We start from the raw sequence: 25168 nt of genomic DNA, 5'->3' as shown, positions 1-25168 counted from the left end.
GCGTGGTGGGTTTCGGGCGGTCGTCGGTCGAGCGGGTTCCCGGACCGCGTCCCCGTGCCCCGGACAGCCACCCACCAGGTGTGATCTCCTATCCTACGGACCGCGTCTCCGGGTTCCCACGGCGGCGGTGATCGACGGCCGGTGGCACGTCGGGGCAGCGGTCCCGGACCTGGTCGGCGCGTACGAAGGGGTCTCCAGTGGCGCGTTCCGACGACACCGGGCACGGGTGGCCGAGGGCGGGCACCGACGTGTTCGCCGCGGACGACGAGGTCGGCCGGCACCTGGCCGCCGTCGACTGGGCGACGACCCCGCTCGGGTCGCCGGACGGCTGGCCGCAGAGCCTGCGCACCGCGGTGAGCATCCTGCTGTCGTCCCGGTTCTCGATGTGGATGGCCTGGGGACCGGAGCTGACGTTCTTCTGCAACGACGCCTACCGGCGCGACACGCTGGGCCGCAAGTACCCGTGGGCGCTGGGCCGGCCCGCCGCCGAGGTGTGGGCGGAGATCTGGGGCGACATCGGGCCCCGGATCGACACCGTGCTGACCACCGGCAGGGCGACCTGGGACGAGGCGCTGCTGCTGTTCGTGGAGCGGTCGGGCTACCCGGAGGAGAGCTACCACACGTTCTCCTACAGCCCGCTGCGCGACGACGACGGCGTCGTGGTCGGGATGCTGTGCGTGGTCAGCGAGGACACCGACCGGGTCGTCGGCGAGCGGCGGATGGCGACGCTGCGCGACCTGGGCTCGGACCCCAGCGTGGTGCGCACCGAGGAGGAGATGCTCGGTTTCGCCGGCCGCCAGCTCCAGCGCAACCTGCGCGACCTGCCCTTCACCCTGACCTACCTGTTCCAGGACGACGGCGGCGCGCGGCTGGCGGCCACGACCGGCGTCCCCGCCGACCACCCGATCGCGCCCGCCGCGCTGCCCGCCGGCGAGCAGGGCCCGGTGTGGCCGACCGCGGTCCCCGCGCGCGGGGACACCGCGCTGGTGGCGCTGCACGGCGAGCCGTTCACCGGGCTGCCGGGCGGCGACTGGCCGCAGCCGCCCGCGCAGGCGCTGGTGACGCCGTTGCAGCAGCAGGGCGGCGCGCCCTACGGGTTCCTGGTGATCGGGCTGAACCGCTACCGGCCGCTGGACGACGGCTACCGGGGGTTCGTCGACCTCGTCGCGGGCCACGTCGCGACCGGGATCGCCAGCGCCCGCACCTACCAGTCGCAGCAGCGGCGGGCCGAGGAGCTGGCCGAGCTGGACCGCGCCAAGACCGCGTTCTTCTCCAACATCAGCCACGAGTTCCGCACCCCCCTCACCCTGATCATGGGGCCGGTGGCGGAGCTGCGCGACCGGCTGGCGGGGTCGGACCCGCAGGCGTCGCAGGAGCTGGGGCTCGTCCACCGCAACGGGCTGCGGCTGGGCAAGCTCGTCAACACGCTGCTGGACTTCTCCCGCATCGAGGCCGGCCGGATGCAGGCCGGCTACGAACCCGTGGACCTGTCCGCCGTCACCGCCGAGCTGGCCGGCGTGTTCCGCTCCGCGGTCGACCGGGCCGGCCTGGCCTTCGAGGTCGACTGCCCGCCGCTGCCCGAACCCGTGCACCTCGACCGCGGCATGTGGGAGAAGGTGGTCCTCAACCTGCTCAGCAACGCGCTGAAGTTCACCTTCGACGGTTCGGTCGGCGTGTCCGTGCGCGCCGACGGGCCCGAGGCCGTGGTCACCGTCAGCGACACCGGCATCGGCGTCCCGGCCGACGAGATGCCCCGGCTGTTCGAGCGCTTCCACCGCATCGAGCACGCCCGCTCCCGCTCCACCGAGGGCAGCGGCATCGGGCTCGCCCTGGTGCGGGAGCTGGTCGGCCTGCACGGCGGCACCATCACCGCCGACAGCACCGAGGGCCGGGGCACCACCTTCACCATCCGCCTGCCCTTCGGCTCCGCCCACCTGCCCGCCGACGCCCTGGTGCCGGCCGGCACCGCCACCCCGGTGGCCGGCACCGCCGCCCCGTACGTGCAGGAAGCCCTGCGCTGGCTGCCCGACGGGGACGACGGGCCCGACGGCGAGGCGCCCGACGGCGGGGGACACGACGGCGGGGCGCACGGCCCCTCGGTGCCCGCGACGGTGGTGGTCGCCGACGACAACGCCGACATGCGCGGGTACCTGACCCGGTTGCTGTCCGACGCCGGCTACCGGGTCCACGCCGTCACCGACGGCGTGGAGGCGCTGGAGGCGGTCCGCGTCCGGGAGCCCGACCTGCTCGTCAGCGACGTGATGATGCCCCGCCTGGACGGCCTGGCGCTGGTGGGCGCGCTGCGCAACGACCCGCGCACCGCGGCGGTCCCGGTGCTGCTGCTGTCCGCCCGCGCCGGGCAGGAGGCGTCCATCGAGGGCCTGCACGCCGGCGCGGACGACTACCTGGTCAAGCCGTTCGCCGCGGCGGAGCTGCTGGCCCGGGTGCGGGCGAACGTCGAGCTGTCCCGCCTGCGCAACCACCACGCCCGCTGGCGCACCGCGCTGATCGACTCCCTCCAGGAGGCGTTCTTCGTCTGCGACGAGGAGGGCGCCGTCGTGGAGATCAACACCGCCTTCACCGACATCCTCGGCTACGGCGCCGAGGGCCTGCCCTACGCGCCGGTGCACCCGTGGTGGCCGGACGCCCGCACCGACCCCGGCGCCCACGAGCAGGTCGCCGACGCCTTCGCCGCCCTGGTGGCCCGGGGCCGGGGCAGCTACACGGTGCCGGTGACCCACCGCGACGGCCACCAGCTGTGGATCAGCGTCACGTTCAACTCCGCCCAGGACCCCGACACCGGGCGCACCGTGGTCGTGGGCACCTTCCGCGACGTCACCGCCGAGCACTACGCCATCCAGCGCGACACCGCCCTGGCCGCGCTGAGCATGCGCCTGACCCGGGCCACCAGCCTGCCCGAGGCGCTGGACGGGGCGCTGGACGAGTTCCGGGAGCTGTGGCGCGCCCGCCGGGTCCTGGCCGCCGTCTTCACCGACCGCGACGCGCCGCAGCTCGCCGCCACCGAACCGGGCCTGGACTGGGACACCCTGGACGAGCAGCACCGGGCGACCCTCGGCGCGCTGCGCGAACGCCCCCTGCTGAGCCAGACCGGCGTCGGGGCGACGGGCACCGGCATCACCCTGGAGCACCCCTCGGGCACCATGGCGCTCTGGCTCGACCTGGACGCCCACCGGCCGTTCACCGACGAGGACAAGGTCCTGCTGTCGCTGCTGGCGGGGCACCTGGCGCAGGGGCTGAGCCGCGCCCACCAGATCGACCAGCAGCGCGAGACCGCCATCGCGCTCCAGCGCGCCATCCTCGGCCCCGCCAGCCTGCCCGAGGGCTTCGTGGTCCGCTACGAGCCCGCGGCCCGTCCCCTGGAGGTCGGCGGCGACTGGTACGACACCGTCCCGCTGCCGGACGGCCGGATCGGCATCGTGGTGGGCGACTGCGTCGGCCGGGGCCTGGAGGCCGCCGCGGTGATGGGGCAGCTGCGCAGCGCCTGCCGCGCCCTGCTGCTGCAGGACGTCGGGCCCGCCCGCACGCTGTCGGCCCTGGACCACTTCGCCGCGGGCGTGCCCGGCGCCGTGTGCACCACGGTCTTCTGCGGCGTGCTCACCCCGGAGACGGGTCACCTGGTCTACTCCCGGGCCGGCCACCCGCCCGCCATCCTCGCCCACCCGGACGGGACCACCCGGCTGCTGGACGAGGGCGGCTCGACGCCGCTCGCCGTGCGCCCCGGCGTGCGGCGCCCCGAGGCCGAGTGCACCCTGCCGCCCCGCGCGACCCTGCTCATGTACACCGACGGCCTCGTCGAACGCCGCCGCCGCCCGCTGACCGCGGGCATCGACCAGGCCGGGCAGGCCGTCCAGGAGGGCCGCGACACCGCCCTCGACGACCTCGCCACCCAGGTGATGGCCCGGCTGGCCCCGGCCGGGGGCTACGACGACGACGTGGCGCTCCTGCTCTACCGCCACCCGGCCCCGCTGGAGCTGTCCTTCCCCGCCGAGGCCGCCCAGCTCGCGCCGGTCCGCAAGACCCTGCGCGGCTGGCTGACCCGCTGCGGCCTGCCCGCGCAGGACGTCCAGAACGTCCTGATCGCCGCCGGCGAAGCCTGCGCCAACGCCGTCGAGCACGGCCACCGCGACGCGACCGGCGACCCGGTCCGGCTCCGCGCCGAGGCGCTCGTCGACGACCTGCGCCTGACCGTGGTCGACACCGGCCGCTGGCGGACACCGCAGCCCGAGGTCGACCGGCACCGCGGTCGGGGCGTCACGTTGATGCGCGCGCTGATGCAGCGCGTCACCATCACCCCCGGTCCGGGGGGCACCACCGTCGACATGCACCTGAGGATCCCCTGATGACCACGCCCCTCACCCTCACCCCCGGCCGCGCCCCGGACGGCACGGCGGTCCTCAAGGCCGTCGGGGAGATCGACCTGAGCAACACCCCGGCCCTCGCCGCCGCCCTCGACGGCCTGCCGGGGCGGCTCGTGGTGGACCTGACCGAGGTCGAGTACCTGGACAGCGCGGGGCTGAGCGTCCTGTTCGACCACGCCGACCGCATCGAACTCCTCGCCGCGCCGCTGCTGGAACCGGTCATCACCATCTCGGGCCTGGCGGACGTGGTGGTCGTCCGCTCCCCCGGCGGGAGCTGAGCGCCGTCCCCCTGACGTGGGCTTCCAGGGGTGGGTACCCCCTTTTGGCTTCATCCGTTCGGGTGAACGACACGTGAGCCTGTTTCGCGGTGACGGGCCGGGGCGATAGACCGGACAGCGCCGGGGGCACGCCCCCCGACCCCCGGCGCCTTCACCACCCGACCAGGTCGGGAAACGCGCCGGTGCCGCCTCCCGGACGCCGTGGCACCCACCACCGCGCACCGGACGGCCGCCCGCCGGCCGGGCGCGCGGGGCGGGCGACGGCGGTGCCACGCGTACCGGCCCGCCCCCCGGCGGGTTACTGTTGACGCGCAACGGCCCGGAACTGGGCCCGGCGGGAGCTCTGGGGCGGACGTGATCACGCACGGCAGTCGGGAACGGCGGGTCCTGGACGGGGACCGCGGCTCCCGCCCGCGCCCGACGTCCGCCGCCCCCGCCCCGGTCGTCAGCGCACAGGAGGTGGGCGCGTGACCGCCGCCCCGCACCCGCCGACCCTGGTCCACCAGGGCCTGGTCTACGGCAGCGACGACGAGTTCCTGTCCGCCACCGCGCCGTTCTGCGCCGATGGCCTGGAGCGGGGCGACGCCGTGCTCGCGGTGACCACCGCCGCCAACGCCGCGCTGCTGGCCCGCGCGCTGGGCGAGTCCGCCGGGCGGGTGGAGTTCGTCGACGCCGAGGACTGGTACCGGGCGCCGGGGCGCACGCTGAGCGCCTACCACCGCTACGTCGACCGGCACGCGGTGAAGGGCCCGCACCCCCGGGTGCGGGTGATCGGCGAGCCGGTGTGGCACGGCCGCGACGAGCTGGAGACGGCCGAGTGGACGCGCTACGAGTCGGTGATCAACCTCGCCTTCGCCGACTGCCCGGCGTGGATCGTCTGCCCGTACGACACCCGCGTGCTGCCCGGTCACGTGGTGGACGACGCCCGGCGCACCCACCCGCAGCTGGCCGTGGGCCGGTCCGCGCGGGCCAGCGACCACTACACCGGTCCGACGGCCGCGGACGGCTCCTGGGAACGCCGGCTCGCCCCGCTGCGCGCCGACGGCGAGGAGGCCGTGCTGCGGTTCGGCACCGACCTGTCGGCCGTGCGCGCCTTCGTCGCGCGGACCGCCGCCGCGCTGGGCATGTCCGGCGAGGCCGTCGCGCGGCTGGTCTACAGCGTCAACGAACTCGCCACCAACGCCGTCCGGCACGGTGGCGGCGGCGGGCAGGTGACCCTGCGCCGCGTGGGTCCGCGCGTCATCTGCGACGTCACCGACCCGGGCGCGGGTCCCGTCGACTGGTACCAGGGCTACCTGCCGCCCGACCCGGGGCTGCGGCGGGGGTGCGGCCTGTGGCTCGTGCGCCAGTTCTGCGACCTGCTGGAGGTCGACCACCGGGCCGGGCGCACCACCGTGCGCCTGCACGCCGACCTGGGCTGAGCCCGGCGCGCACACCCCGCCGGCGCGCACACCCCTCCGGCGCGGAACCGCCGCTCGCGGCACCCGCTTGCCCGGCCGGGCGTGCACACCGAGTGACCGCTGCGTGCGGTGCGTGACCGGACCGGTTCCCCCGTCACCGCCGGGGCTGACGCGTCGACCCGGGAGTGGGGCGCGCGGCCGACGCGGTCCGCGCGGCCGACGTGGGTGCAACCCTGTCCTCGACGGGCGCGGCCCGTCGCCGCACATCCGGTTCGACGAATCTGGAGACACCATGGGCTACCTGGTCAGCTTCAACGCCGCCGAGGTCGAGGACACCGAGATCCCCGCCGACGTCGCCACCGAGGTGGAGTCCGAGGACACCGCGGAGTCCGCCGGGTCCGACCGCTGACATGACCGCACCGGTTCCCACCCGGCCGCGGGCGGCTGCGCCGCAGTCCGCCCGCGGCCGTGCGCCGGGCGGACCGCCCCGCGAGCGCGAGCTGCCGCTGCCCGGCGCGCGGGACCGCGCGTGCGCCGAACTCGACGCGCTGGGGTGGCGGGCCGAGCTGGAGGTGCTGGCCGACGCGCCGTTGACCGCCGTGCGCTGCGCCCTGGTCGACGCGACCGGCGCCCCGGTCGTCGGCGGCGCGGGCTCGGGCAAGGGCGACGTGGCCACCGCGACCGTCGGCGCCCTGTTCGAGTCCCTGGAGCACGTGTTCACCGGCCCCGCCCTGGCCGACGACCTGCCGGTGCTCGCCGTGCCGGTCGCCGAGCTGGCGCGGGGCCCCCTCGCGGTCGACGCGGCCGTCGCCGAACTCGCCCGCGCCCAGCCGCGGGCGCACGTGGCGTGCCTGCCGCACGCGGACGTGCGCGACGGCCGGCGGGTCGAGGTGCCGCTGTTCCTCTGGGCCCCGTGGTCCACCTCGGGTGAGCGGGCCGGGTGGCGGCGCGGGCTCGGGGACGACACCGACTACGCGCGGGTGAAGTCGTACTCGGTCAACACCGGCTGCGCGATCGGCGCCACGGAGGACGAGGCCGTGCTGCACGCCCTGGGCGAGTGCGCGGAGCGGGACGCGTTCTCGCTGTTCCTGCTGCGCTGCGTGCACGACCGCGCCACCCCGCCGCGCCGGATCGCCCGGCACCTGCTGGCCGACGACACCGCCGACCTGCTCGCCGCCGCCGACGACGTCCTCGGCGGCCGGGTGGACCTGGTCGACCTCACCACCGACCTGGACGTGCCGGTGGTGCTGGCCCTCGACCGCGGCGGACCGGGTCCGGCGCGGCACCGCTACGGGCTCGGCGCGTCCACCTCGTCCGGGCACGCGGTGCGGCGCGCGGTCGGCGAGCTCGTGCAGACCGCGCTGGTCACCCGGGGCGTGGACGACAGCGCCACCGGCGCGGCGGTCGCCCGCGCCCTGGGCCGCCACCCCCGGCTGCTGGCCGCCGCCTCGGTGGACGTGCCCGACGAGGCGGTCGACACGCCGGGCACCGCGGCCCGGTTCGGCGAGGACGTCCCGCCCGCCCCGGTGCCGGCGCTGCGGCGGGAGATCACCGAACGGGTGCTGCGCGCGGGGCACGACGTGCTGGTCCGCCGGCTGGCCGGCCTGGCGCACGGCACGACCACCGTGCAGGTGCACTGCCCCGGGCTGGAGCGCTTCCACCTGGTCACGGCCGGGCACGTCGCCCTGCCCGGCCCGCGCGCCCGCCGCCTGAGGAACCCGTGACCGGGCGGGGCGCGGCGACCGGCCTGCTCGACGTCGGCGGCGGGCACCGCCTGAGGTGGTGGCGCGACGGGAACCCCGGCGGCGCGCCGCTGGTGCTGGTGCACGGCGGTCCCGGCGGGCGCAGCAGCCCGCGCCACCTCGCCCTGGTCGACCCGGCGCGGTGGCACGTCGTGCGGTACGACCAGCGGGGCTGCGGGGCCTCCGCCCCGCGCGGCCGGTGCGCGCACAACACCACCGACGACCTGGTCGCCGACCTCGAACGGCTCCGCGCCCACCTGGGCGTCGACACCTGGACGGTGCTGGGCTTCTCGTGGGGCGCGGCCGTGGCGCTGCTGTGGGCCGCCCGGCACGGCGGGGCCGCCGACGCCGTGCTGCTCGGCGCGCCGTACCTGGGGCGGCACGAGGACCCGGCCGTGGGCCGGTGGCACCCCGACCTCGACCCGGCGACGTGGCGCCGCTTCACCGAGTCCCTCGACGAGCGCGAGCGGGACGACCCGGCGCGCGCCCACCTGCGCCGCGCGCTGGACCCCGCGCACCCCGACCACCTCGGCGCGGTCCGCCGGTGGGTCGCCTTCGACGCCGCGTGCGCCGGCCTGCCCTACGCGCCCGAGCGGGTGACGCCGGAGCCGGGCATGGCCGAGTCCGTGGCCGTGGAGGCGCACTACGTCGCGCACGACTTCTTCCTGCCGCCGCACGGGGTCCTGCCGTCGCTGGGCACCGTTCCCCGGCACGTGCCCGTGCACGTGGTGCAGGGCGCGGGCGACCCGACCGGGCTGCGCTGCACGGCGGCGCTGGCGGCGGCGCTGCCCCACGCCGAGGTCACCGTGGTGGACGCCGGCCACTCGGTCCTGCACCCCGGCGTGCGCACGCGCCTGCGCGCCGCCGCCTCGGCGGTCGCCGGAGCGCGTCGTGAGGGGCACGTCGTGAAGGGCACGTCGTGAGCGTCGCGCTGCTGCGCCGGGAGCGCCGGGTCCGCGACACCGTGCACGCCTCGGGTTTCGGTCCGCCCGGCCGGGTGCGCGTCTGGCGCGAGGACTGCCCGCCGAGCCTCAACCAGTACTTCCTGCTGCGCCGGCCCGACGGCACCTGGCTGGGCCGGCGGCTGCTCACCACCCCGGCGGGGTTCAGCGTGGTGCGCCCGCACATGGTGATGGGTCGTTTCCTGGGCCTGCACCGGCACGGCGGCGGCGTCGACTTCCGCTACCGCGCCTGCACCGAAGCCCGCCGGCACGACCTGTTCGGCCGGCCCGGGGAGACCGAGCTGGTCTTCCCGTTCCCCGTGCTCGACGACGACCTGCGCGAGCAGACCTGCCCGCCCGGCGCGTGGGACGACCACCAGTCCCTGGTCGGCACCCTGGACGACGCCGAGCACCACTTCCGCGTGCACGGCGCCCGGCTCGCCGCCGGGTTGCTCCCCACCGGGTTGCTCCCCACCGGTCTGCCGGCCTGCGCCGCGCCCGTCGTGTTCGACCCGGCCTGCTCCACCGGCGCGTACCTGCGCCACCTGGCCGACGCCCTGCCCGGCGCGCGCTGCGTGGGGGCGGACCTCTCCCCCGCGATGGCCCGACGGGCGGCGGCCGGGCTCCCGCACGTGCTGGTCGCCGACGCCGCGCACCCACCGCTGGCGCCGGGCTCGGTGGACCTGCTCGTGGTGCGCTTCCTCAACGCCGAGGTCGTGCCGCGCGCGGCGGCGCTGCCCGCCTTCCGCCGGCTGGCCGACCTGGTGGCGCCCGGCGGGCACGCCTTCGTCTTCGGCCACACGTCCGTGCTGCTCGACGTCCACCGCGCCGCGCGCGTCACCGGCCTGCGGGTGCGCGACGCGGTCGGGGCGCTGCCCGACGGCACCGGGCTGTTCCAGTTCTACGTGCTCGGCCGACCCGGTCCGCCCGCCGCCGGGTGACGGCGGGACCGGGTGCCGGCGCCCGTCAGACCTGTTCCACGCGGACACCGCGGACGTCGAGCGCCCGCAGGAGGTGCGCGGCGTGGAACAACCGGGTCCGCAGCACGACGGTCGCGCCGCGCCGTTCGGCGTGGTCGGCCAGCGCGAGCAGGCCGCGGTGGTCGATGAACTCCAGGTCGGTCGCGTCGATCACCACCTCGCCGCCGTCGAGCGGCACGTCGGCGCGCTCCAGCGCGAGCGGCCACAGCTCGTGGGACTCCAGGTCCAGCTCGCCCTCCAGCACCGCGCCCGCCCCGGCCGGCGCGTGGGCGTGCAGGTGGAACGGCGAGGTGCCGTCACCGGCCTCGGGGTGCAGGCAGGCGAGCTGGGCGATGGCGTCGTCACCGAGTTCGGCGCGGTCGTAGGCGCACATCGCCGACATGGGGTGGGTGGCCATGTAGCGGTCGACCAGGTGCTCGTAGCGGGCGAAGGCGTCCAACTGGGCAGGGGTGCGCACGAGCGAGGTCGCGTCGGCGGCGACGCGCAGGCCGGTGAACCCGTCGGCGAGCGCCTCCTCGGTGGCCGCGGCGTAGGTCTCCACCTGCGTGCGGGGGTCGACCACGGCCGCCGCCGTGTAGGTCGCCTCCAGCGACGCGACCCGCACGGCGTCACGCCGGAGCCCTTCGGCGAGGGCGTCGGTCGCCCGCACCCGTTCGACGAGGACGTCGGGTGCGTCGGGGGCGATGTAGAGGGCGCGCTCCCCCGCGGCCAACCCCGCCAGCAGGAACTCCCGAGCGCGGACGTCGAACTCGTCCCGCTGCTCGTAGCGCAAGCACTGGTGGCTGCGGGGCCCCGGACGCGGCCCACCGTCACGCACGGCCGACGACTGCATGCGCAGAGCCTACGTGTCCCGCCTCCGACCTGAGCACACCCTTCCGGGCGACACGCCGTTCGGTGGGGCCGGGGGTCACCGACCTTGACAGGCAAGTGGCCACTTGCCTATAACTGTGCCCGTGGACGCAGACCCCGACCTGTTCAGGGCCATCGGTGACGCGACGCGACGAACCATCCTGGACGAGCTGACCGACAGGGACGGCCAGACGCTGTTCGAGATCTGCGGCCGGCTGACGATGAAGCACGGCCTCACCTCCTCGCGCCAGGCGATCTCCCAGCACCTCGCGGTGCTCGAACAGGCCGGCCTGGTGCGCACCCGGCGCCAGGGCCGGTACAAGTTCCACCACATCGACACGAGCCCGCTGCGCTCGATCGTCGAGCGGTGGCCCATCGACCGAGAGGCACCGGACCAGTGATCCGCATCAACATCACCAGCGTGTACGTCGACGACCAGGCGAAGGCGCTCGCCTTCTACACCGAGAAGCTGGGGTTCGTCACGAAGCACGACGTGCCCGCCGGCGAGTTCCGCTGGCTCACCCTGGTCTCCCCCGCCGACCCCGACGGCGTCGAACTGCTGCTGGAGCCGGACGGCCACCCGGCGGCGGGCCCGTTCAAGAAGGCGCTGGCCGACGACGGCATCCCGTTCACCCAGTTCGCCGTGGAGGACGTGCACGCCGAGGTCGAGCGGCTCAAGGCGCTGGGCGTGGAGTTCACCCAGGACCCGGTCGACATGGGGCCGGTCGTCACCGCCGTCCTCGACGACACGTGCGGCAACCTGATCCAGCTCGCCGCGGTGAAGTAGCCGGACCGGCGGCTGTCGAGTCTGGTGTGGACGGTGGTGGCCCCGGCGGCGCGCACGCCACCGGGGCCGCGGTCGCGACGGGTGGGGGTCAGGCCGCCTGGGCCTGGCCGTAGAGGTTCTGCGCGTCGGCGCCGAAGTACGGGCCGAACATCCAGTTCGGGAAGAAGTTGATCTTGTAGCTGTTCACCGAGTTGACCGTGCCGGTGCCGGTGGCCTCGGAGAACGAGCGGAACCAGGGGCCGCCGCTGGCGCCGCCGGTCATGTTGCACGTCATGCCGATGCCGTTGCTGAGGAAGGCGTTGAACGTCCGACCGCTGCAGTAGACGAGCTTCGTCCCGTCGTACGGCGCGGCGGCCGGGTAGCCGAAGGCGTACATGTCGACCGCGCGCGACTGGTTGAAGGCGATGCCCTGCGCCCCGACGACGTCGGTGAGGGACTGGCCGGCCAGCTGCCCGACGACGATGGCGCCGATGTCGTAGTTGATGTCCTCGCTCGCGACCCACTGCGGGGTGGCGAAGGTGGCGCGGGCGTTCCACGTGCCGTACGGCGCGGTGCCGTTGTCGTACGCGGGCACGAAGGCGACGTTGGTGTGGAACGCGCCGTCGAGCTTCACGCAGTGCCCGGCCGTGATGACCGTGCTCTTGTTGGCGCTGGTGACGGCGTTGCCGCTGCACGAGGCGTTGCGGCCCTGGTAGGTGAAGAACACGCGGCCCGCGGTCGCCACGACGGCGCCGCCGCCGGTCCACGCGCTGCCGCCGTTGGGGAGGGCCAGCGGGGCGACGGTGGCGGGCTCGCCGGCGGGAACGGCGGCGCGCAGCGCCGAGGCCGGGGCGGTGGGCAGGTCGAGCGGGGCGGCGGCGCGCATCCGCTCCGGCGTCCAGTAGGTGTCGGGCGCGGCGGCCCGGGCCACCGCGGGGACCGTGACGAGGGACAACGCGAGCGCGCTCGTCAGAGTGAGCAGTCGTTTCACACTGCGGTGCATGATCTTCCACCTTCCGTGGGTCGATCACCGGCAGGGACCGTGGTGAGGAAGTTACTCAGCGCAACAGGTCACCGTTTCCGGCGAACGGGTGGAATAGCACCTACAACCGACCGATCACGTTCCGTTCCCGAGCGTGGTGCGGCCCCGGGGGCGTGTTCGCACGCCCCCGGGGCACCGGTCACCCGCTGACGGACGCCGAGAAGTTGTCGACCCCCAGGCCGACGCCCCCGTTCCACGGCTCGAACCCGGCCTGGACGCTGGTCAGGTACCAGGACGTGGTGATCATGCCTCGGTTGCGGACGTCGTTGACGAAGTCGAGCACGCTGAACGACCACGAGTTGATCGCCGAGGGCGCGACGTAGGAGATCACGTTGTTGGCGCCGTTGCTGCCGCGCCAGACCTGCCAGGTCCGGCCGCCGACCGTCGCGTTGCCCACGGCGCTGCCGATCGGCTGGATGGAGCCCTGGCGGTTGAACCAGATCATGATCTCCACCTGGTTGACCCCGGTGGTCTTGGGCGTGGGGTCGAGCCAGATGTCGTAGGAGGCGTTGTAGGTGCCGCCGGCGTACCGGTAGGCGATCGACGACGTGGCGCTGCGGATGCGGCTGACCTGCATCGGCAGGTTCGAGCCGGGCGAGCAGTTGCCGTAGTGGCAGCCCAGGTACAGCGACGGGTAGGACAGGGGCGCGCCGTTGGTGGGCGCCGAGCCCTGCTGCTGGGTGATCCGGAACCCGGACGAGGTGACGTTGATGCACTGGGTCGCGGACGACCCCCACCTGTTGTTCTGGGCCACGTACCGGCCCTGGACGGTGGTCGAGCCGTACTGGTCGCAGATCGTCACGTCGGCCTGCGCCGGACCGGTCGCGGCGACGGCGCCCGCGACGAGCAGGCCGGCCAGGGCGACGGCGCGGATGGTGCTTCGCATGGAACCCCTCTCGAAGTGGCCACGGCGACGGGGCAACTCTGGGAGCGCTCCCAGCATACGCCGGCGAGGCCCGGAGCGGGGATGGCGCGACACCGGGACGCCACACCGCCGGGGCGGGGCGGCGCGGCGGTGCGGGCGGCGCGGCGGTGCGGGCGGCGCGGCGGTGCGGGCGGCGCGGCGGTGCGGGCGGCGCGGCGGTGCGGGCGGCGCGGCGGTGCGGGCGGCGCGGCGGTGCGGGCGGCGCGGCGGTGCGGGCGGCGCGGCGGTGCGGGCGGCGCGGCGGTGCGGGCGGCGCGGCGGTGCGGGCGGCGCGGCGGTGCGGGCGGCGCGGCGGTGCGGGCGGCGCGGCGGTGCGGGCGGCGCGGCGGTGCGGGCGGCGCGGCGGTGCGGGCGGCGCGGCGGTGCGGGCGGCGCGGCGGTGCGGGCGGCGCGGCGGTGCGGGCGGCGCGGCGGTGCGGGCGGCGCGGCGGTGCGGGCGGCGCGGCGGTGCGGGCGGCGCGGCGGTGCGGGCGGCGCGGCGGTGCGGGCGGCGCGGCGGTGCGGGCGGCGCGGCGGTGCGGGCGGCGCGGCGGTGCGGGCGGCGCGGCGGTGCGGGCGGCGCGGCGGTGCGGGCGGCGCGGCGGTGCGGGGCGGCAGGGTGCGGGCGGGCGGTGGGCGGCGGCGCGGGCGGTGGGCGGCGGCGCGGGCGGTGGGCGGCGGCGCGGGCGGTGGGCGGCGGCGCGGGCGGTGGGCGGCGGCGCGGGCGGTGGGCGGCGGCGCGGGCGGCGGGGAAACGGCGGGTGGCGGGTGAGGGCGGCCGGGCAAGCGGCGCGGGCGGCAGTGGTGCGGCAGTGGTGCGGCGGGGCGGGAGCCTGGGGAGCTGCCCCGGCGCGGCCTATACCACAGCCATATCAGGCGGCCGACGGACGCGTATAGCGCCCGCATAGCCCGCGCGATGATCCTGGCCGAGCCCGCCGGCCGCGCAGCCCACCCCTCGACCACTGTGGACGGTGCAGACCGGGCGTCCGGGAGGGCCGTGAGCACCGCCCGCCCGCGTCGACCGTGCGCGACCCGAGACCTCCGGCAGTGCTGTGAAGGGGAAGTGATGGACGACAACGCCGTGTTCACCTTGACCGCCGAGGAACGCGCCCTCACCAGAGCGGGCGCGGAGCGGCTCGCGGGCGCGCCACCCCGCAAGGTGGACGATATCGCCTGGGTGAACGACTGCCGGTACGCCTCGTCGACGCTGCCCGAGCGCCTGCGCGCGCGGCTCGCCGAGTTCCGCCGCGACCCGGGCCCCGACGGCGCGCTGCTGGTGCGCAACCTGCCGGGCGCCGCCGAGCGCCCGACCCCCTCCGAGCCCGACTCGGTCGAGCGCGACTCCACGCCCGGCGCGGCGGTGATCGGCATGGTGTCGATGCAGCTCGGCGAGGTCATCGCCTACCGCAACGAGAAGTCCGGCGCGCTGGTGCAGAACGTGGTGCCGGTGCCCGGCCGGGAGACCCAGCAGAGCAACGCGGGCTCCACCCGGCTGGAGATGCACGTGGAGAACGCCTTCCACCCGCGCCGGCCCGACTACGTGGCCCTGCTGTGCGTGCGCGCCGACCACGAGCGCATCGCGGGGCTCCAGGTGGGCTGCGTCCGGCGGGCCGTGCGCGAGCTGCCCGAGGACGTCCGCGCCGTGCTGGCCGAGCCCCGGTTCACCACGCAGGCGCCGCCGTCGTTCGGCCGACCGGACGACGCCGCCCCGGCGCACGCCGTGCTCACCGGGGAGCCGACCGACCCGGACGTCCAGGTCGACTTCCACGCCACCCACGCCCACGACACCGACGCCAAGAACGCCTTGGAGGTGCTGCGGGACGCCGTGGAGTCGGTCACCGAGACCCTGCTGCTGGTGCCCGGCGACCTGGCCCTGGTCGACAACCGGGTCACCCTGCACGGCCGGACGCTGTTCACGCCGCGCTACGACGGCAACGACCGCTGGCTCCACCGCACCTTCGTGCACCTGGACCACCGCCGCTCGCGCGCGATGCGCGACCTGGACGGGCACGTCCTGGCGTGAACCGCCGACCCGCCCACCGGTGCGAGGAGGACCCGCGATGACCCCGACGACCGAGGCCCTGATCCCCGCGCTGGTGGCCCGGCAGGCCGCCGCCACCCCGGCGGCGGTCGCCGTGCTCGACGAGGCCGGCCCGCTGACCTACGCCGAGCTGGACCTGCGCGCGAACCGGCTGGCGCACCTGCTGCGCGCCAACGGGGTGCGCGCCGAGAGCACGGTGGGGGTGTGCCTGCACCGCGGGGTCAACCTGGTGGTGGCGCTGCTCGCCGTGTGGCGGGCCGGCGGCGCCTACCTGCCGCTGGACCCCACCCACCCCGGCCGCCGGACCACCTCGGTGCTCCGGTCGGCCGGGGTGGGCCTCGTGCTGACCCAGACCATCACCGACGCGCCGATGGTCGCCGCCGGCGTGCGCACGGTGGTGCTGGACCGGGGGGTGACCGCCGCCGACGGCCTCCCCGCGACCCCGCCCGCCGACGTGACCGGCGACCAGGCGGCCTACGTGCTGTTCACCTCCGGCTCGACCGGCACGCCCAAGGGCGTGGTGGTCCACCACGCGGGCATCGCCAACCGGGTCGCCTGGACGGTCCGCGCACACGGCCTGGGCCCGGCCGACCGGGTGCTCCAGAAGACCGCCCCGACGTTCGACGCGGCCTGCTGGGAGATCTTCGCCCCGCTGGTCAGCGGTGGCGCGGTGGTGCTCGCGCCCACCGGGACCGAGCGGGACCCCGCGACGATCGTGCGGCTGCTGGCCGAGCACGGCGTCACCGTTCTCCAGGTCGTGCCGTCGCTGCTGCGGACCCTGGTGGACGAGCCGGGCTGGGCGCACTGCGGCTCGCTGCGGCTGCTGTTCTCGGCGGGCGAGCAGCTGCACGCCGAGCTGGTGCACCGGTTCCTGGACCGGCTGCCGGACCCCGGTGCGGTGCGGGTGTGGAACACCTACGGCCCGACCGAGTGCGCCATCGACGTCACCGCGCACCGCTTCGACCCGGCCCAGCCGTCCGGCCCGGTGCCGATCGGGCGGCCGATCGACGGGCTGCGCGCGCTGGTGCTCGACGAGGACGGCGACCCCGTGCCGGCGGGCGGGCAGGGCGAGCTGTACGCGGGCGGCGTCGGCGTCGGCCGGGGTTACCTCGGCCGGCCCGAGCTGACCGCCGAGTGGTTCGTGCCCGACCCGGCGGGTCCGCCCGGGGCCCGGCTCTACCGCACCGGCGACCTGGTGCGCCGCCGTGCCGACGAGGTCCTGGAGTACCTCGGCCGGCGGGACGACCAGGTCAAGGTGGACGGCGTGCGGATCGAGCCGGGCGAGGTGGAGGCGGCGCTGGCCGCGCACCCGGCGCTGCGCGGCGTCGTGGTGGTCGGCTTCCCCACGGCCACCGGCACCGGGCTGGCCGCCTACGTGCGCACCGCGGACGGCTCGGTGCCGCCGGGCCTGCGCGAGTTCCTGGCGCTGCGGCTGCCCGCGACGCACCTGCCGGTCGCCTACCTCGGCGTGACCTCGTTCCCCACGACCGCGAGCGGCAAGGTCGACCGGGCCGCCCTGCCCGCGCCGGACCAGGCGCTGCCGCCGGCCCGGGAACCCGCCGGCGCCGGCTGACCCGGCCGGGACAGGCCGGGTAGTGCCCGAATATAGGTCGACCAGCGAGCGTGGTCGAAGCCGAGTCGTCGAACCGGAGAAGGACATGGACTTCGATCTGACGCGCGAACAGCGCCGCCGCGGCGAGGACCTGGCCGCCGCGGTGCGCGACCGGTTGGGCGACGGACGTCCGTCCACACCGGAGGGGCACTTCACCCGGGACCGCTGGCGGGTGGCCGCCGAGCTGGGCCTGACCGGGCTGTGCCTGCCCGTCGAGCACGGCGGCGGCGGCCTGGGCGCCCTGGACACCGCCCTGTGCCTGGAGACCTTCGGCCGGCACTGCCCGGACACCGGCCTGGTGTTCGGCGTGGCCGCGCACCTGCTGGCCTGCGCCGTGGCGGTCCGCGACTTCGCCACCCCCGGGACGGCCGCCGAGCTGCTGCCGGGCCTGGCCGACGGGACGCTGATCGCCGCCAACGCGATCACCGAGGACGAGGCCGGCTCCGACGTGGCGCGGCTGGACGCGAAGGCGGTCGCCGACGGCGACGGCTACCGGCTCACCGGCGTCAAGTCGTTCTCCAGCAACGCGCCGCTCGCCGACGTGTTCGTCACCTACGCGAGCACCGACCCGGCGTCCGGGTTCCTGGGCAACACCGGTTTCGTGGTCCGCCGCGGCTCCCCCGGCGTCGAGGTCGGCCCGCCGATGGTCAAGATGGGCCTGCACGGCTGCCCGGCGGGCCGGGTCGGGTTCACCGACACCCCCGTCCCGGCGGACGACGTGCTCGGCGAGCCCGGCCAGGGCGGCGCGATCTTCCAGCACTCCATGGGCTGGGAGCGCGGCTGCCTGTTCGCGATCTACCTCGGGCTGATGGAGGACCAGCTCCGCCGCTGCGTCCGGCACGCCCGCCGCCGCCGCCAGTTCGGCCACCGCATCGGCGAGTTCCAGGCCGTCGCGCACCCGATCGCCGAGATGCGCGGGCGGCTCGACAGCGCCCGCCTGCTGCTGTACCGGGCGTGCTGGCGGATGGACCAGGGCCGCGCGGACACCACCGAGGTGTCGCTCGCCAAGATCGCGGTCTCCGAGGCGGCGGTCGCCAACGGCATCACCGCGATGCAGGTGTTCGGCGGCAGCGGCTACCTCGCGGAGACCGGCGTCGAGGCGCAGCTGCGCGACGCGCTGCCCGCGAAGGTCTTCTCCGGCACCAACGAGGTCCACCGCACCATCGTGGCGAAGGGGATGGGGCTGTGAGCCTGCACGAACTCGTCATCGGCAGCGCCGCGCGCCACCCGGACCGGCTCGCCGCGTCCTGCGCCGGCTCCGCCCTGACCTACCGCGAGCTGGACCGGGCGGCCGACCGGTTCGCGCACCGGCTGCGCGCGCTCGGCGTGCGCCGGGGCGACCGGGTCGTCCTGTGGTCGGACAAGTCCACCGACGTGGTCGCCGCCATGCAGGGCGTGCTGCGGCTCGGGGCCGCCTACGTGCCGATGGACCGGACCGCGCCGCTGGCCCGGGTCGTCGTGCTCGCCGCGGACTGCGGCGCGGCGGTCGTGTGCGCCGACGCGGGCCGCCTGCCGGAGCTGCGCGACGCGCTCGCCGGCACGGCGCCGTGCCTGGACCTGCACGACGACGGGGACCCCGACGCCGAGGCCGGGCCGGTCGACGAACCGGTCGGCGACGACGACCTCGCGTACGTCCTCTACACCTCGGGCTCGACCGGCACCCCCAAGGGCGTGTGCGTCAGCCACCGCAACGCGCGGGCCTTCGTGGACTGGGCGGTCGCCGAGCTGGACGTGCGGCCGGAGGACCGGCTGGCCAACCACGCGCCGCTCGTCTTCGACCTGTCGGTGATGGACCTGTACGCGGCGTTCGCCGCGGGCGCGTCGGTGCACCTGCTGCCCGCCGAGCTGGCCTACGCGCCCACCCAGCTCGTGCGGTTCCTGCACGACGAGCGGATCACGGTCTGGTACTCGGTGCCGTCCGCGCTCGTCCTGATGATCCGCGACGGCGGCCTGCTCGACCGGCCCGCGCCCGCCGCGCTGCGGGCGCTCTGCTTCGCGGGCGAGCCGTTCCCGATCGGCGGCGTGCGCGCCCTGGCCGGCTGGACCGGTGCGCGCCTGCTCAACCTCTACGGCCCCACCGAGACCAACGTGTGCACCTTCCACGAGGTCACCCCGGCCGACCTGGCGCGCGACCGGCCGGTGCCCATCGGCCTGGCCTGCTCCGGCGACACGGCGTGGGCCGAGCGGCCGGACGGCGCGGTCGCGGGCCCCGGCGAGGAGGGCGAGCTGCTGGTCGAGGGCCCCACCGTGCTGCTGGGCTACTGGGGCGCGCCGCCCCAGCGCGGCCCCTACCGCACCGGCGACGTGGTGCGCGTGCTCGACGACGGCTCGTTCGACTACGTCGGCCGGCGCGACCACACGGTCAAGGTGCGCGGCCACCGGGTCGGGCTGGGCGAGGTGGAGCTGACCCTGGAGAGCCACCCGGACGTCGAGGACGCCGCCGTGGTCGTGGCCGGCAGCGGCATCGACGCCCGCCTGGTCGCCTTCGTCGTGCCGGTGAGGGGCCGCACCCCCGGGCCGCTGGGCGTCAAGGCGCACTGCGCCCGCCTCCTGCCGTCCTACGCCGTGGTCGACCGGGTCCACGTCACGGCGGACCTGCCGCGCACCACCAACGGCAAGGTCGACCGGCCCGCCCTGGTCCGCCGGCACGAGGACCTGGCCGCGCGGCGGACCGAACGCAAGGAGCAGCCGGTGGTCGCCGACGCGGCGCCCGGCCCCGAGAGGAGCAAGCGGTGAAGCAAGCCGAAGTGGAACTCGCGCTGTTGGAGTTCATCCGGGAGGAGTTCCTGTGGGGTGACGAGGACCGGGAGCTCACCCTGTCCACCCCGCTGCTGGAGTGGGGGATCATCGACTCGCTGCGCACCGCGGTCCTGCTCACCCACGTCCGCGAGCGGTTCGGGGTGTTCGTCTCCCACGCGAGGGTCAACTCGCGCAACTTCCGCGACATCACCAGCATCGCCGGCCTCGTGCTGGCCGAAGCAGCCGACCAGGAGCCGCAGGCCGAGCCGGTCGCGGCGAGCACCGCTGACAGGGAGAACTCATGACGACCGACTACGACGTCGCGATCATCGGCGGCGGCCCGGCCGGTTCCACGATGGCGTCCTACCTGGCCAGGGCCGGGTTGTCCGTCGTGGTGTTCGAGAGCGAGACGTTCCCGCGCCCGCACGTCGGCGAGTCGCTGGTGCCCGCGACCACGCCGGTGCTGAACGAGATCGGCGCGCTGGAGAAGATCGACGAGGCGAAGTTCCCGAAGAAGTTCGGCGCCTCCTGGACGTCCGCGGAGTCCCGCGACATCCCGTTCATGGGCTACCAGGGCCTGTCGCACGACTGGTCGGCGGAGATCCAGTTCGTCGAGCGCAACCAGCCCGGCGTGGACCGCGACTACACGTTCCACGTCGACCGCGGCCTGTTCGACTCGATCCTGCTGCGCCACTCGCAGGAGCAGGGCGCGACCGTGTTCAACGGCGCCCGCGTGCGCGGCGTCGACTTCGACGACCCCGAGGCGGTGAAGCTGACCGTCCGGTTCGGGCCGCGCGAGGCCGTCTACACCGCGGGCATGGTGGTCGACGCGTCGGGCCGGCAGACCCTGGTGGGCCGCCAGCTCAAGTTCAAGGTCTCCGACCCGGTGTTCGACCAGTACGCGCTGCACACCTGGTTCGAGGACCTGGACCGGGACGCCATCGCGCCCAACGCCTCCGTGGTCGACCACATCTTCGTGCACTTCCTGCCGATCAAGGACACCTGGGTCTGGCAGATCCCGATCACCGACACGATCACCAGCATCGGCGTGGTGACGCAGAAGAAGCGGTTCACCGAGGCCAACACCGACCGGGAGAAGTTCTTCTGGGACTTCGTCGGCAGCCGGCCGGAGCTGGCCGAGGCGCTGAAGAAGGCCAAGCAGGTCCGGCCGTTCAAGGTCGAGGGCGACTACAGCTACGCGATGAAGCAGATCTGCGGCGACCGGTTCGTGCTGATCGGCGACGCGGCCCGGTTCGTCGACCCGATCTTCTCCAGCGGGGTGAGCGTGGCGCTCAACAGCGCCCGCATCGCCGCGCAGGACATCATCGCCGCGCACGCCGAGGGCGACTACGCCAAGAAGCGGTTCGACACCTACGAGACCAAGCTGCGCCGCGCGGTGAAGTACTGGTACGAGTTCATCTCGATCTACTACCGCCTCAACGTGCTGTTCACCGCGTTCGTGCAGGACCCGCGCTACCGCACCGACGTGCTGAAGATGCTCCAGGGCGACGTGTACGACGGCGAGGAGCCCAAGGCGCTGGCCGCGATGCGCGAGGTCGTGGCGGCCGTGGAGGCCGACCCCGAGCACCTGTGGCACCCCTACCTGGGCTCGCTGCGGGCACCGGCCGCCGCTCCGGGTTTCTGAGTCCGGTGGTCAACCCCGCGCTGCGCGGCATCCTCTCCACCGTGGGGAACACGCCCCTGGTCGAGCTCGAGCGGTTCTCCGTCGAGCTCGACCTCCAGGTGCACGCCAAGGTGGAGAAGTTCAACCCGGGCGGCAGCATCAAGGACCGCACCGCGGTCGCCATGCTGCTGGACAAGCTCTACACCGGGGAGCTGGACCCGGCGCGCTCGGTGGTCGTGGAGTCCAGCTCGGGGAACCTGGCCATCGGGCTGGCGCAGCTGTGCCGGTACTTCGGGCTGCGGTTCATCTGCGTGGTGGACGCGAAGACCACCGGGCACAACGTGAAGATCCTCCGGGCCTACGGCGCGGAGGTCGAGGTGGTCACCGAACCGGACCCGGCGACCGGCGAGCTGCTGCCCGCGCGGCTGCGCCGGGTCCGGGAGCTGGTGGCGACCCTGCCGCACGCGTTCTGGCCCAACCAGTACGCGAACCCGCGCAACCCGCAGGCGCACGAGCGCACCATGCGGGAGATCGTGACGGCGCTGGACGACCCGGTGGACTACCTGTTCGTCCCGGCCGGCACGACGGGGACGCTCCAGGGCTGCGGGCGCTACGTGCGCCGGCACGGGCTGCGCACGCAGATCATCGCGGTGGACGCGGTGGGCAGCGCGCTGTTCGACCCCGCTCCCCCGCCGGTGTCCCGGTTGATCCCGGGGCACGGCGCGTCGGTGCGCCCGCAGATCCACGACGCGAGCGCACCGCACCGGGTGGTGCACGTGACGGACCTGGACTGCGTGGCAGGGTGCCGTGCCCTGGTCGAGCAGGAGGCGGTGCTGGCGGGCGGGTCGTCCGGGGCGGCCGTCACCGCCCTGTACCGGCTCGCCCCGACGCTGCCGCGCGGGTCGACGTGCGTGCTGGTGCTGCCCGACGGGGGCGACCGCTACCTGGACACGATCTACTCGGACCCGTGGGTGGTCGAGCACCTGGGGCGCGTGCCGGACCTGCGCGAGGAGACCGCGCCGGCCCTGTCCGGCACCAATTGATATTCCCGAAGCATACCCGCAATATAGCGCCGGTATGGCGCGGAACAGCAGAGTCGAAGGCGATTCCGAACCGCCCGGAGCAATCCACCGGCCGTTCCGGGGCGCGTTCCCGCAAGGAAAGCTTACCTGACAGGGGAGTGGCACATGATCCGATCCGTGGTGATCGTGGGTGGTGGCACCGCCGGGTGGATGACCGCGACCTACCTGAAGACCGCCTTCGGCGCGCACGTCGACGTGACCCTCGTGGAGTCCTCGCAGGTCTCCCGGATCGGTGTCGGTGAGGCGACCTTCAGCACCGTCCGCCATTTCTTCGACTACCTCGGCCTGGACGAGCGGGAATGGCTGCCGAAATGCGCGGGCAGCTACAAGCTCGGCATCCGGTTCGAGAACTGGCGCAAGCCCGGCGAGCATTTCTACCACCCGTTCGAGCGGCTGCGCGGCGCGGACGGGTTCAGCCTCGCGGAGTGGTGGCTGGAGCTGGGTGACCGCAGCGAGCCGTTCGACCGGTCGTGCTTCATCACCACGGCGCTGTGCGACGCCGAGCGCTCGCCCCGGATGCTGGACGGCTCGCTGTTCGTGTCCAGCCTCGACGGGCCGCTGGGCAAGTCGACGCTGGAGGACCAGCGCGCGCAGTTCCCCTACGCCTACCACTTCGACGCCGACGCGGTGGCGTCGTTCCTGGCCGAGCACGGCCGGGCGCACGGCGTCAAGCACGTGGTGGACGACGTGGTCGACGTCGGCCTGGACAGCCGCGGCTGGATCTCCGAGATCCGCACCCAGAACCACGGGGCCATCACCGGCGGCCTCTACATCGACTGCACCGGCTTCCGCGGGCTGCTGATCAACAAGGCGATGGGCGAGAAGTTCGAGTCCTTCGAGGACTTCCTGCCCAACAACCGGGCGGTCGCGCTGCGCGTGCCGCGCGAGGACGCCACCGACATGCAGCCCTACACCACGGCCACCGCGATGACGGCGGGCTGGGCGTGGACGATCCCGCTGTTCCGCCGCAACGGCAACGGCTACGTCTACTCCGACCAGTTCATCACGCCGGAGGAGGCCGAGCGCGAGCTGCGCGAGAAGGTGGCGCCCGGTCGGGACGACCTGGAGGCCAACCACATCCGGATGCGGATCGGCCGCAACAGCAACTCGTGGGTCAAGAACTGCGTGGCGATCGGCCTGTCGAGCGCGTTCGTCGAGCCGCTGGAGTCCACCGGCATCTTCTTCATCCAGCACGCGATCGAGCAGCTGGTCAAGCACTTCCCCGACAACGGCTTCGACCAGCGGATGACGGCGGCCTACAACAACCGGATCAACAAGGCGGTCGACGGCGTCAAGGAGTTCCTGGTGCTGCACTACCGGTCGGCCGACCGGGAGGACACGCCGTACTGGAAGGAGGCCAAGACCCGGCCCATCCCGGCGGGCCTCCAGGAGAAGCTGGACCTGGCCGAGTCGCACCTGCTCGACGAGGAGACGATCTACCCGCACTACCACGGGTTCGAGAGCTACTCGTGGAACACGATGAACCTCGGCCTGGGGCGCATCCCGCTCACCGCCCGGCCCGCGCTGCGCCACCTGGAACCCACCAACGCGCTCGCCGAGTTCGCCAAGCTCAGGGCGGAGGCCGACGAGATGGTCGCCACCCTGCCCAGCTGCTACGAGTACCTCGCGAGCATCAACGACTGACCGGTGCGGGAGGAGTCCGGCCGACCCTGCGGAGCACGTCACCGAGCACACGATGGGGGCAACACATGCAGACGATCCGGACCCACGCGCAGGCCGGGCAGGTAGCTCCCCGTGCCGTGAAGGACTTCATGACCGGCTACTTCACCGGCGTCACCGTGGTCACCGCGTTCAGCGGCTCCGGCCGCCCGCACGGGCTCACCTGCAACTCGCTGGTCAGCGTCACGCTCGACCCGCCGACGCTGCTGGTGTGCCTCGACCAGGGCGCCGGCACCCTGGCCGCGGTGCGCGAGACCGGCGCCTTCGCGGTGAACCTGCTGGCGGAGCGGGGGCGGGCGACCGCCGAGCGGTTCGCCTCGCCCGCGCCGGACAGGTTCGCCTCGGTGGCGTGGGAGCGCTCGCCCCACGGGGTGCCGGTGCTGGTCGACGACGTCCTGTCGGTGGCCGAGTGCGCCGTGGCCGACCTGCACCGGGTCGGCGACCACACGGTCGTGTTCGGCCGCATCCTCGACATCGAGAACCGGCCGGGGAGCCCCCTGCTGTACGGGAGGCGCACGTTCTCCGGCGCGCCGGGCGCGGTCGTGCCCGACACCCTCCCCGCCGGTCGCTGACCCCGGTGCCGCCCCACCCGGTACCGGGGCGGCGGCACCACGGCACCACCGCAGCACCGCAGCACCGCAGCACCGACCGCACCGGCACCAACCGCAGCGGCACCACCGTGGGCTCGCCACGGTGGTGCCGCTGCGGTCGTCCCGCCGGGGGTCGTCCCGCACCACTCCCCTGCTCCGCCGACCGTCCGGGAGGAACCATGTCCAGCCCCACCCCCGTGCTGCCACCGATGACCGTTGCCGGGCTGGAGGTGCTCAAGGCGACGTCCGACCGCTCCGACCCGCTCGACGAGGCGGTGCTGGGCGTCGTCGAGGCCGCCGCGCTGGCCGTGGACGCCGCGCAGCGCGCCCGCGCCGGCGGCGACCCGGCCGACGTGCACTCCCGCCTGTGCGAGGTCCTGGGCGCGGCCCGCGCGGCCGTCACCGCGGCCACGTTCGCGGTGGTGCGGGCCCGGGACGAGATGGCGCTGGCCCGCGTCGCGCCGCCCGAGGGCCGGCTGTGACGCAGGCCCGACGCCCGCTGGTCGGCGGGCGTCGGGC

At 75.0% G+C, this 25168-nt stretch carries 22 protein-coding genes; 19 read left to right on the top strand and 3 right to left on the bottom strand.

The genetic code is table 11. The annotated features are described in order from the left end of the window. The first annotated feature begins 197 nt into the window (after positions 1–197). The 6 genes from ACRAKJ_RS15870 (at position 198) to ACRAKJ_RS15845 (ending at position 9681) form a co-directional block, all read left to right on the top strand. Positions 198–4361 (top strand): SpoIIE family protein phosphatase, encoded by a 4164-nt coding sequence (locus tag ACRAKJ_RS15870; protein WP_438923349.1) that lies wholly within the window; start codon positions 198–200, stop codon positions 4359–4361. Further along, positions 4361–4657, top strand: a complete 297-nt coding sequence (locus tag ACRAKJ_RS15865) for an STAS domain-containing protein (RefSeq protein WP_438923350.1) — start codon at positions 4361–4363, stop codon at positions 4655–4657. The genes ACRAKJ_RS15870 and ACRAKJ_RS15865 overlap by 1 nt, the downstream gene beginning before the upstream one ends. A 467-nt stretch (positions 4658–5124) precedes the next feature. After that, positions 5125–6078, top strand: coding sequence for an anti-sigma factor RsbA family regulatory protein (locus ACRAKJ_RS15860; protein WP_438923351.1), 954 nt, complete (start codon positions 5125–5127; stop codon positions 6076–6078). A gap of 389 nt (positions 6079–6467) precedes the next feature. Next, complete coding sequence (locus ACRAKJ_RS15855) at positions 6468–7781, top strand: YcaO-like family protein (protein WP_447009015.1); 1314 nt, start codon at positions 6468–6470, stop codon at positions 7779–7781. Beyond that, a complete protein-coding gene (locus ACRAKJ_RS15850; RefSeq protein WP_438926968.1) occupies positions 7778–8722 on the top strand; it encodes an alpha/beta fold hydrolase in 945 nt (314 codons plus the stop codon). Before ACRAKJ_RS15855 ends, ACRAKJ_RS15850 begins: the two co-directional genes overlap by 4 nt. Continuing rightward, positions 8719–9681: a methyltransferase domain-containing protein gene (locus tag ACRAKJ_RS15845; protein ID WP_438926967.1), complete on the top strand. Its 963-nt coding sequence runs from the start codon at positions 8719–8721 to the stop codon at positions 9679–9681. Before ACRAKJ_RS15850 ends, ACRAKJ_RS15845 begins: the two co-directional genes overlap by 4 nt. Positions 9682–9706: 25 nt before the next feature. Here the strand turns inward: ACRAKJ_RS15845 and ACRAKJ_RS15840 are convergent, their stop codons facing one another. Then, entirely contained in the window at positions 9707–10492 is a 786-nt protein-coding gene (locus tag ACRAKJ_RS15840) for an MEDS domain-containing protein (RefSeq protein ID WP_438926966.1), read from the bottom strand. Positions 10493–10673: 181 nt separating this feature from the next. Between ACRAKJ_RS15840 and ACRAKJ_RS15835 the strand changes: the two genes are divergently transcribed. Together ACRAKJ_RS15835 and ACRAKJ_RS15830 are read left to right on the top strand one after the other, a co-directional pair. Beyond that, the gene (locus ACRAKJ_RS15835) at positions 10674–10970 is read left to right on the top strand and encodes a metalloregulator ArsR/SmtB family transcription factor (protein ID WP_438926965.1); all 297 of its coding nucleotides are present in this window, start codon (positions 10674–10676) and stop codon (positions 10968–10970) included. Further along, positions 10967–11356 carry a VOC family protein gene (locus tag ACRAKJ_RS15830; protein ID WP_438926964.1) on the top strand — a complete coding sequence of 130 codons (390 nt, stop codon included), beginning with the start codon at positions 10967–10969 and terminating at the stop codon, positions 11354–11356. Before ACRAKJ_RS15835 ends, ACRAKJ_RS15830 begins: the two co-directional genes overlap by 4 nt. An 88-nt stretch (positions 11357–11444) precedes the next feature. Here the strand turns inward: ACRAKJ_RS15830 and ACRAKJ_RS15825 are convergent, their stop codons facing one another. Both ACRAKJ_RS15825 and ACRAKJ_RS15820 read right to left on the bottom strand, forming a co-directional pair. Then, positions 11445–12338 (bottom strand): peptidase, encoded by an 894-nt coding sequence (locus tag ACRAKJ_RS15825; RefSeq protein WP_447009014.1) that lies wholly within the window; start codon positions 12336–12338, stop codon positions 11445–11447. A 178-nt stretch (positions 12339–12516) separates the two neighbouring features. Continuing rightward, the gene (locus ACRAKJ_RS15820; protein ID WP_447009013.1) at positions 12517–13263 is read right to left on the bottom strand and encodes a GH12 family glycosyl hydrolase domain-containing protein; all 747 of its coding nucleotides are present in this window, start codon (positions 13261–13263) and stop codon (positions 12517–12519) included. A 163-nt stretch (positions 13264–13426) separates the two neighbouring features. Here ACRAKJ_RS15820 and ACRAKJ_RS15815 point away from each other — a divergent pair, with 163 nt between their 5' ends. The 11 genes from ACRAKJ_RS15815 (at position 13427) to ACRAKJ_RS15765 (ending at position 25131) form a co-directional block, all read left to right on the top strand. Next, positions 13427–14053: a hypothetical protein gene (locus tag ACRAKJ_RS15815; RefSeq protein WP_447009012.1), complete on the top strand. Its 627-nt coding sequence runs from the start codon at positions 13427–13429 to the stop codon at positions 14051–14053. Between the two features lie 294 nt (positions 14054–14347). Next, positions 14348–15304, top strand: a complete 957-nt coding sequence (locus ACRAKJ_RS15810; RefSeq protein ID WP_438926544.1) for a TauD/TfdA family dioxygenase — start codon at positions 14348–14350, stop codon at positions 15302–15304. Between the two features lie 37 nt (positions 15305–15341). Next, a complete protein-coding gene (locus tag ACRAKJ_RS15805; RefSeq protein ID WP_438926545.1) occupies positions 15342–16895 on the top strand; it encodes an amino acid adenylation domain-containing protein in 1554 nt (517 codons plus the stop codon). A gap of 85 nt (positions 16896–16980) precedes the next feature. Continuing rightward, the gene (locus tag ACRAKJ_RS15800; protein WP_438926546.1) at positions 16981–18123 is read left to right on the top strand and encodes an acyl-CoA dehydrogenase family protein; all 1143 of its coding nucleotides are present in this window, start codon (positions 16981–16983) and stop codon (positions 18121–18123) included. Further along, positions 18120–19670 carry an amino acid adenylation domain-containing protein gene (locus ACRAKJ_RS15795; protein WP_438926547.1) on the top strand — a complete coding sequence of 517 codons (1551 nt, stop codon included), beginning with the start codon at positions 18120–18122 and terminating at the stop codon, positions 19668–19670. The genes ACRAKJ_RS15800 and ACRAKJ_RS15795 overlap by 4 nt, the downstream gene beginning before the upstream one ends. Next, on the top strand, positions 19667–19978 hold the full coding sequence (locus ACRAKJ_RS15790) for a phosphopantetheine-binding protein (RefSeq protein WP_438926548.1): 312 nt from the start codon (positions 19667–19669) through the stop codon (positions 19976–19978). Before ACRAKJ_RS15795 ends, ACRAKJ_RS15790 begins: the two co-directional genes overlap by 4 nt. Beyond that, positions 19975–21318, top strand: coding sequence for a tryptophan 7-halogenase (locus ACRAKJ_RS15785; protein WP_438926549.1), 1344 nt, complete (start codon positions 19975–19977; stop codon positions 21316–21318). Before ACRAKJ_RS15790 ends, ACRAKJ_RS15785 begins: the two co-directional genes overlap by 4 nt. A 41-nt stretch (positions 21319–21359) precedes the next feature. After that, positions 21360–22340 carry a 2,3-diaminopropionate biosynthesis protein SbnA gene (gene sbnA / locus ACRAKJ_RS15780; RefSeq protein WP_438926550.1) on the top strand — a complete coding sequence of 327 codons (981 nt, stop codon included), beginning with the start codon at positions 21360–21362 and terminating at the stop codon, positions 22338–22340. Positions 22341–22484: 144 nt separating this feature from the next. Beyond that, positions 22485–24023, top strand: a complete 1539-nt coding sequence (locus ACRAKJ_RS15775; RefSeq protein WP_438926551.1) for a tryptophan 7-halogenase — start codon at positions 22485–22487, stop codon at positions 24021–24023. A gap of 65 nt (positions 24024–24088) precedes the next feature. After that, positions 24089–24631, top strand: a complete 543-nt coding sequence (locus tag ACRAKJ_RS15770; RefSeq protein WP_438926552.1) for a flavin reductase — start codon at positions 24089–24091, stop codon at positions 24629–24631. A gap of 197 nt (positions 24632–24828) precedes the next feature. Then, positions 24829–25131, top strand: coding sequence for a hypothetical protein (locus tag ACRAKJ_RS15765; protein WP_447009011.1), 303 nt, complete (start codon positions 24829–24831; stop codon positions 25129–25131). Positions 25132–25168 lie beyond the last annotated feature (37 nt).

Source organism: Saccharothrix sp. DSM 118769 (assembly GCF_052936295.1).
The sequence above is the reverse complement of the archived record's forward strand: the minus strand, read 5'-3'. Positions and strand labels throughout refer to the sequence as shown.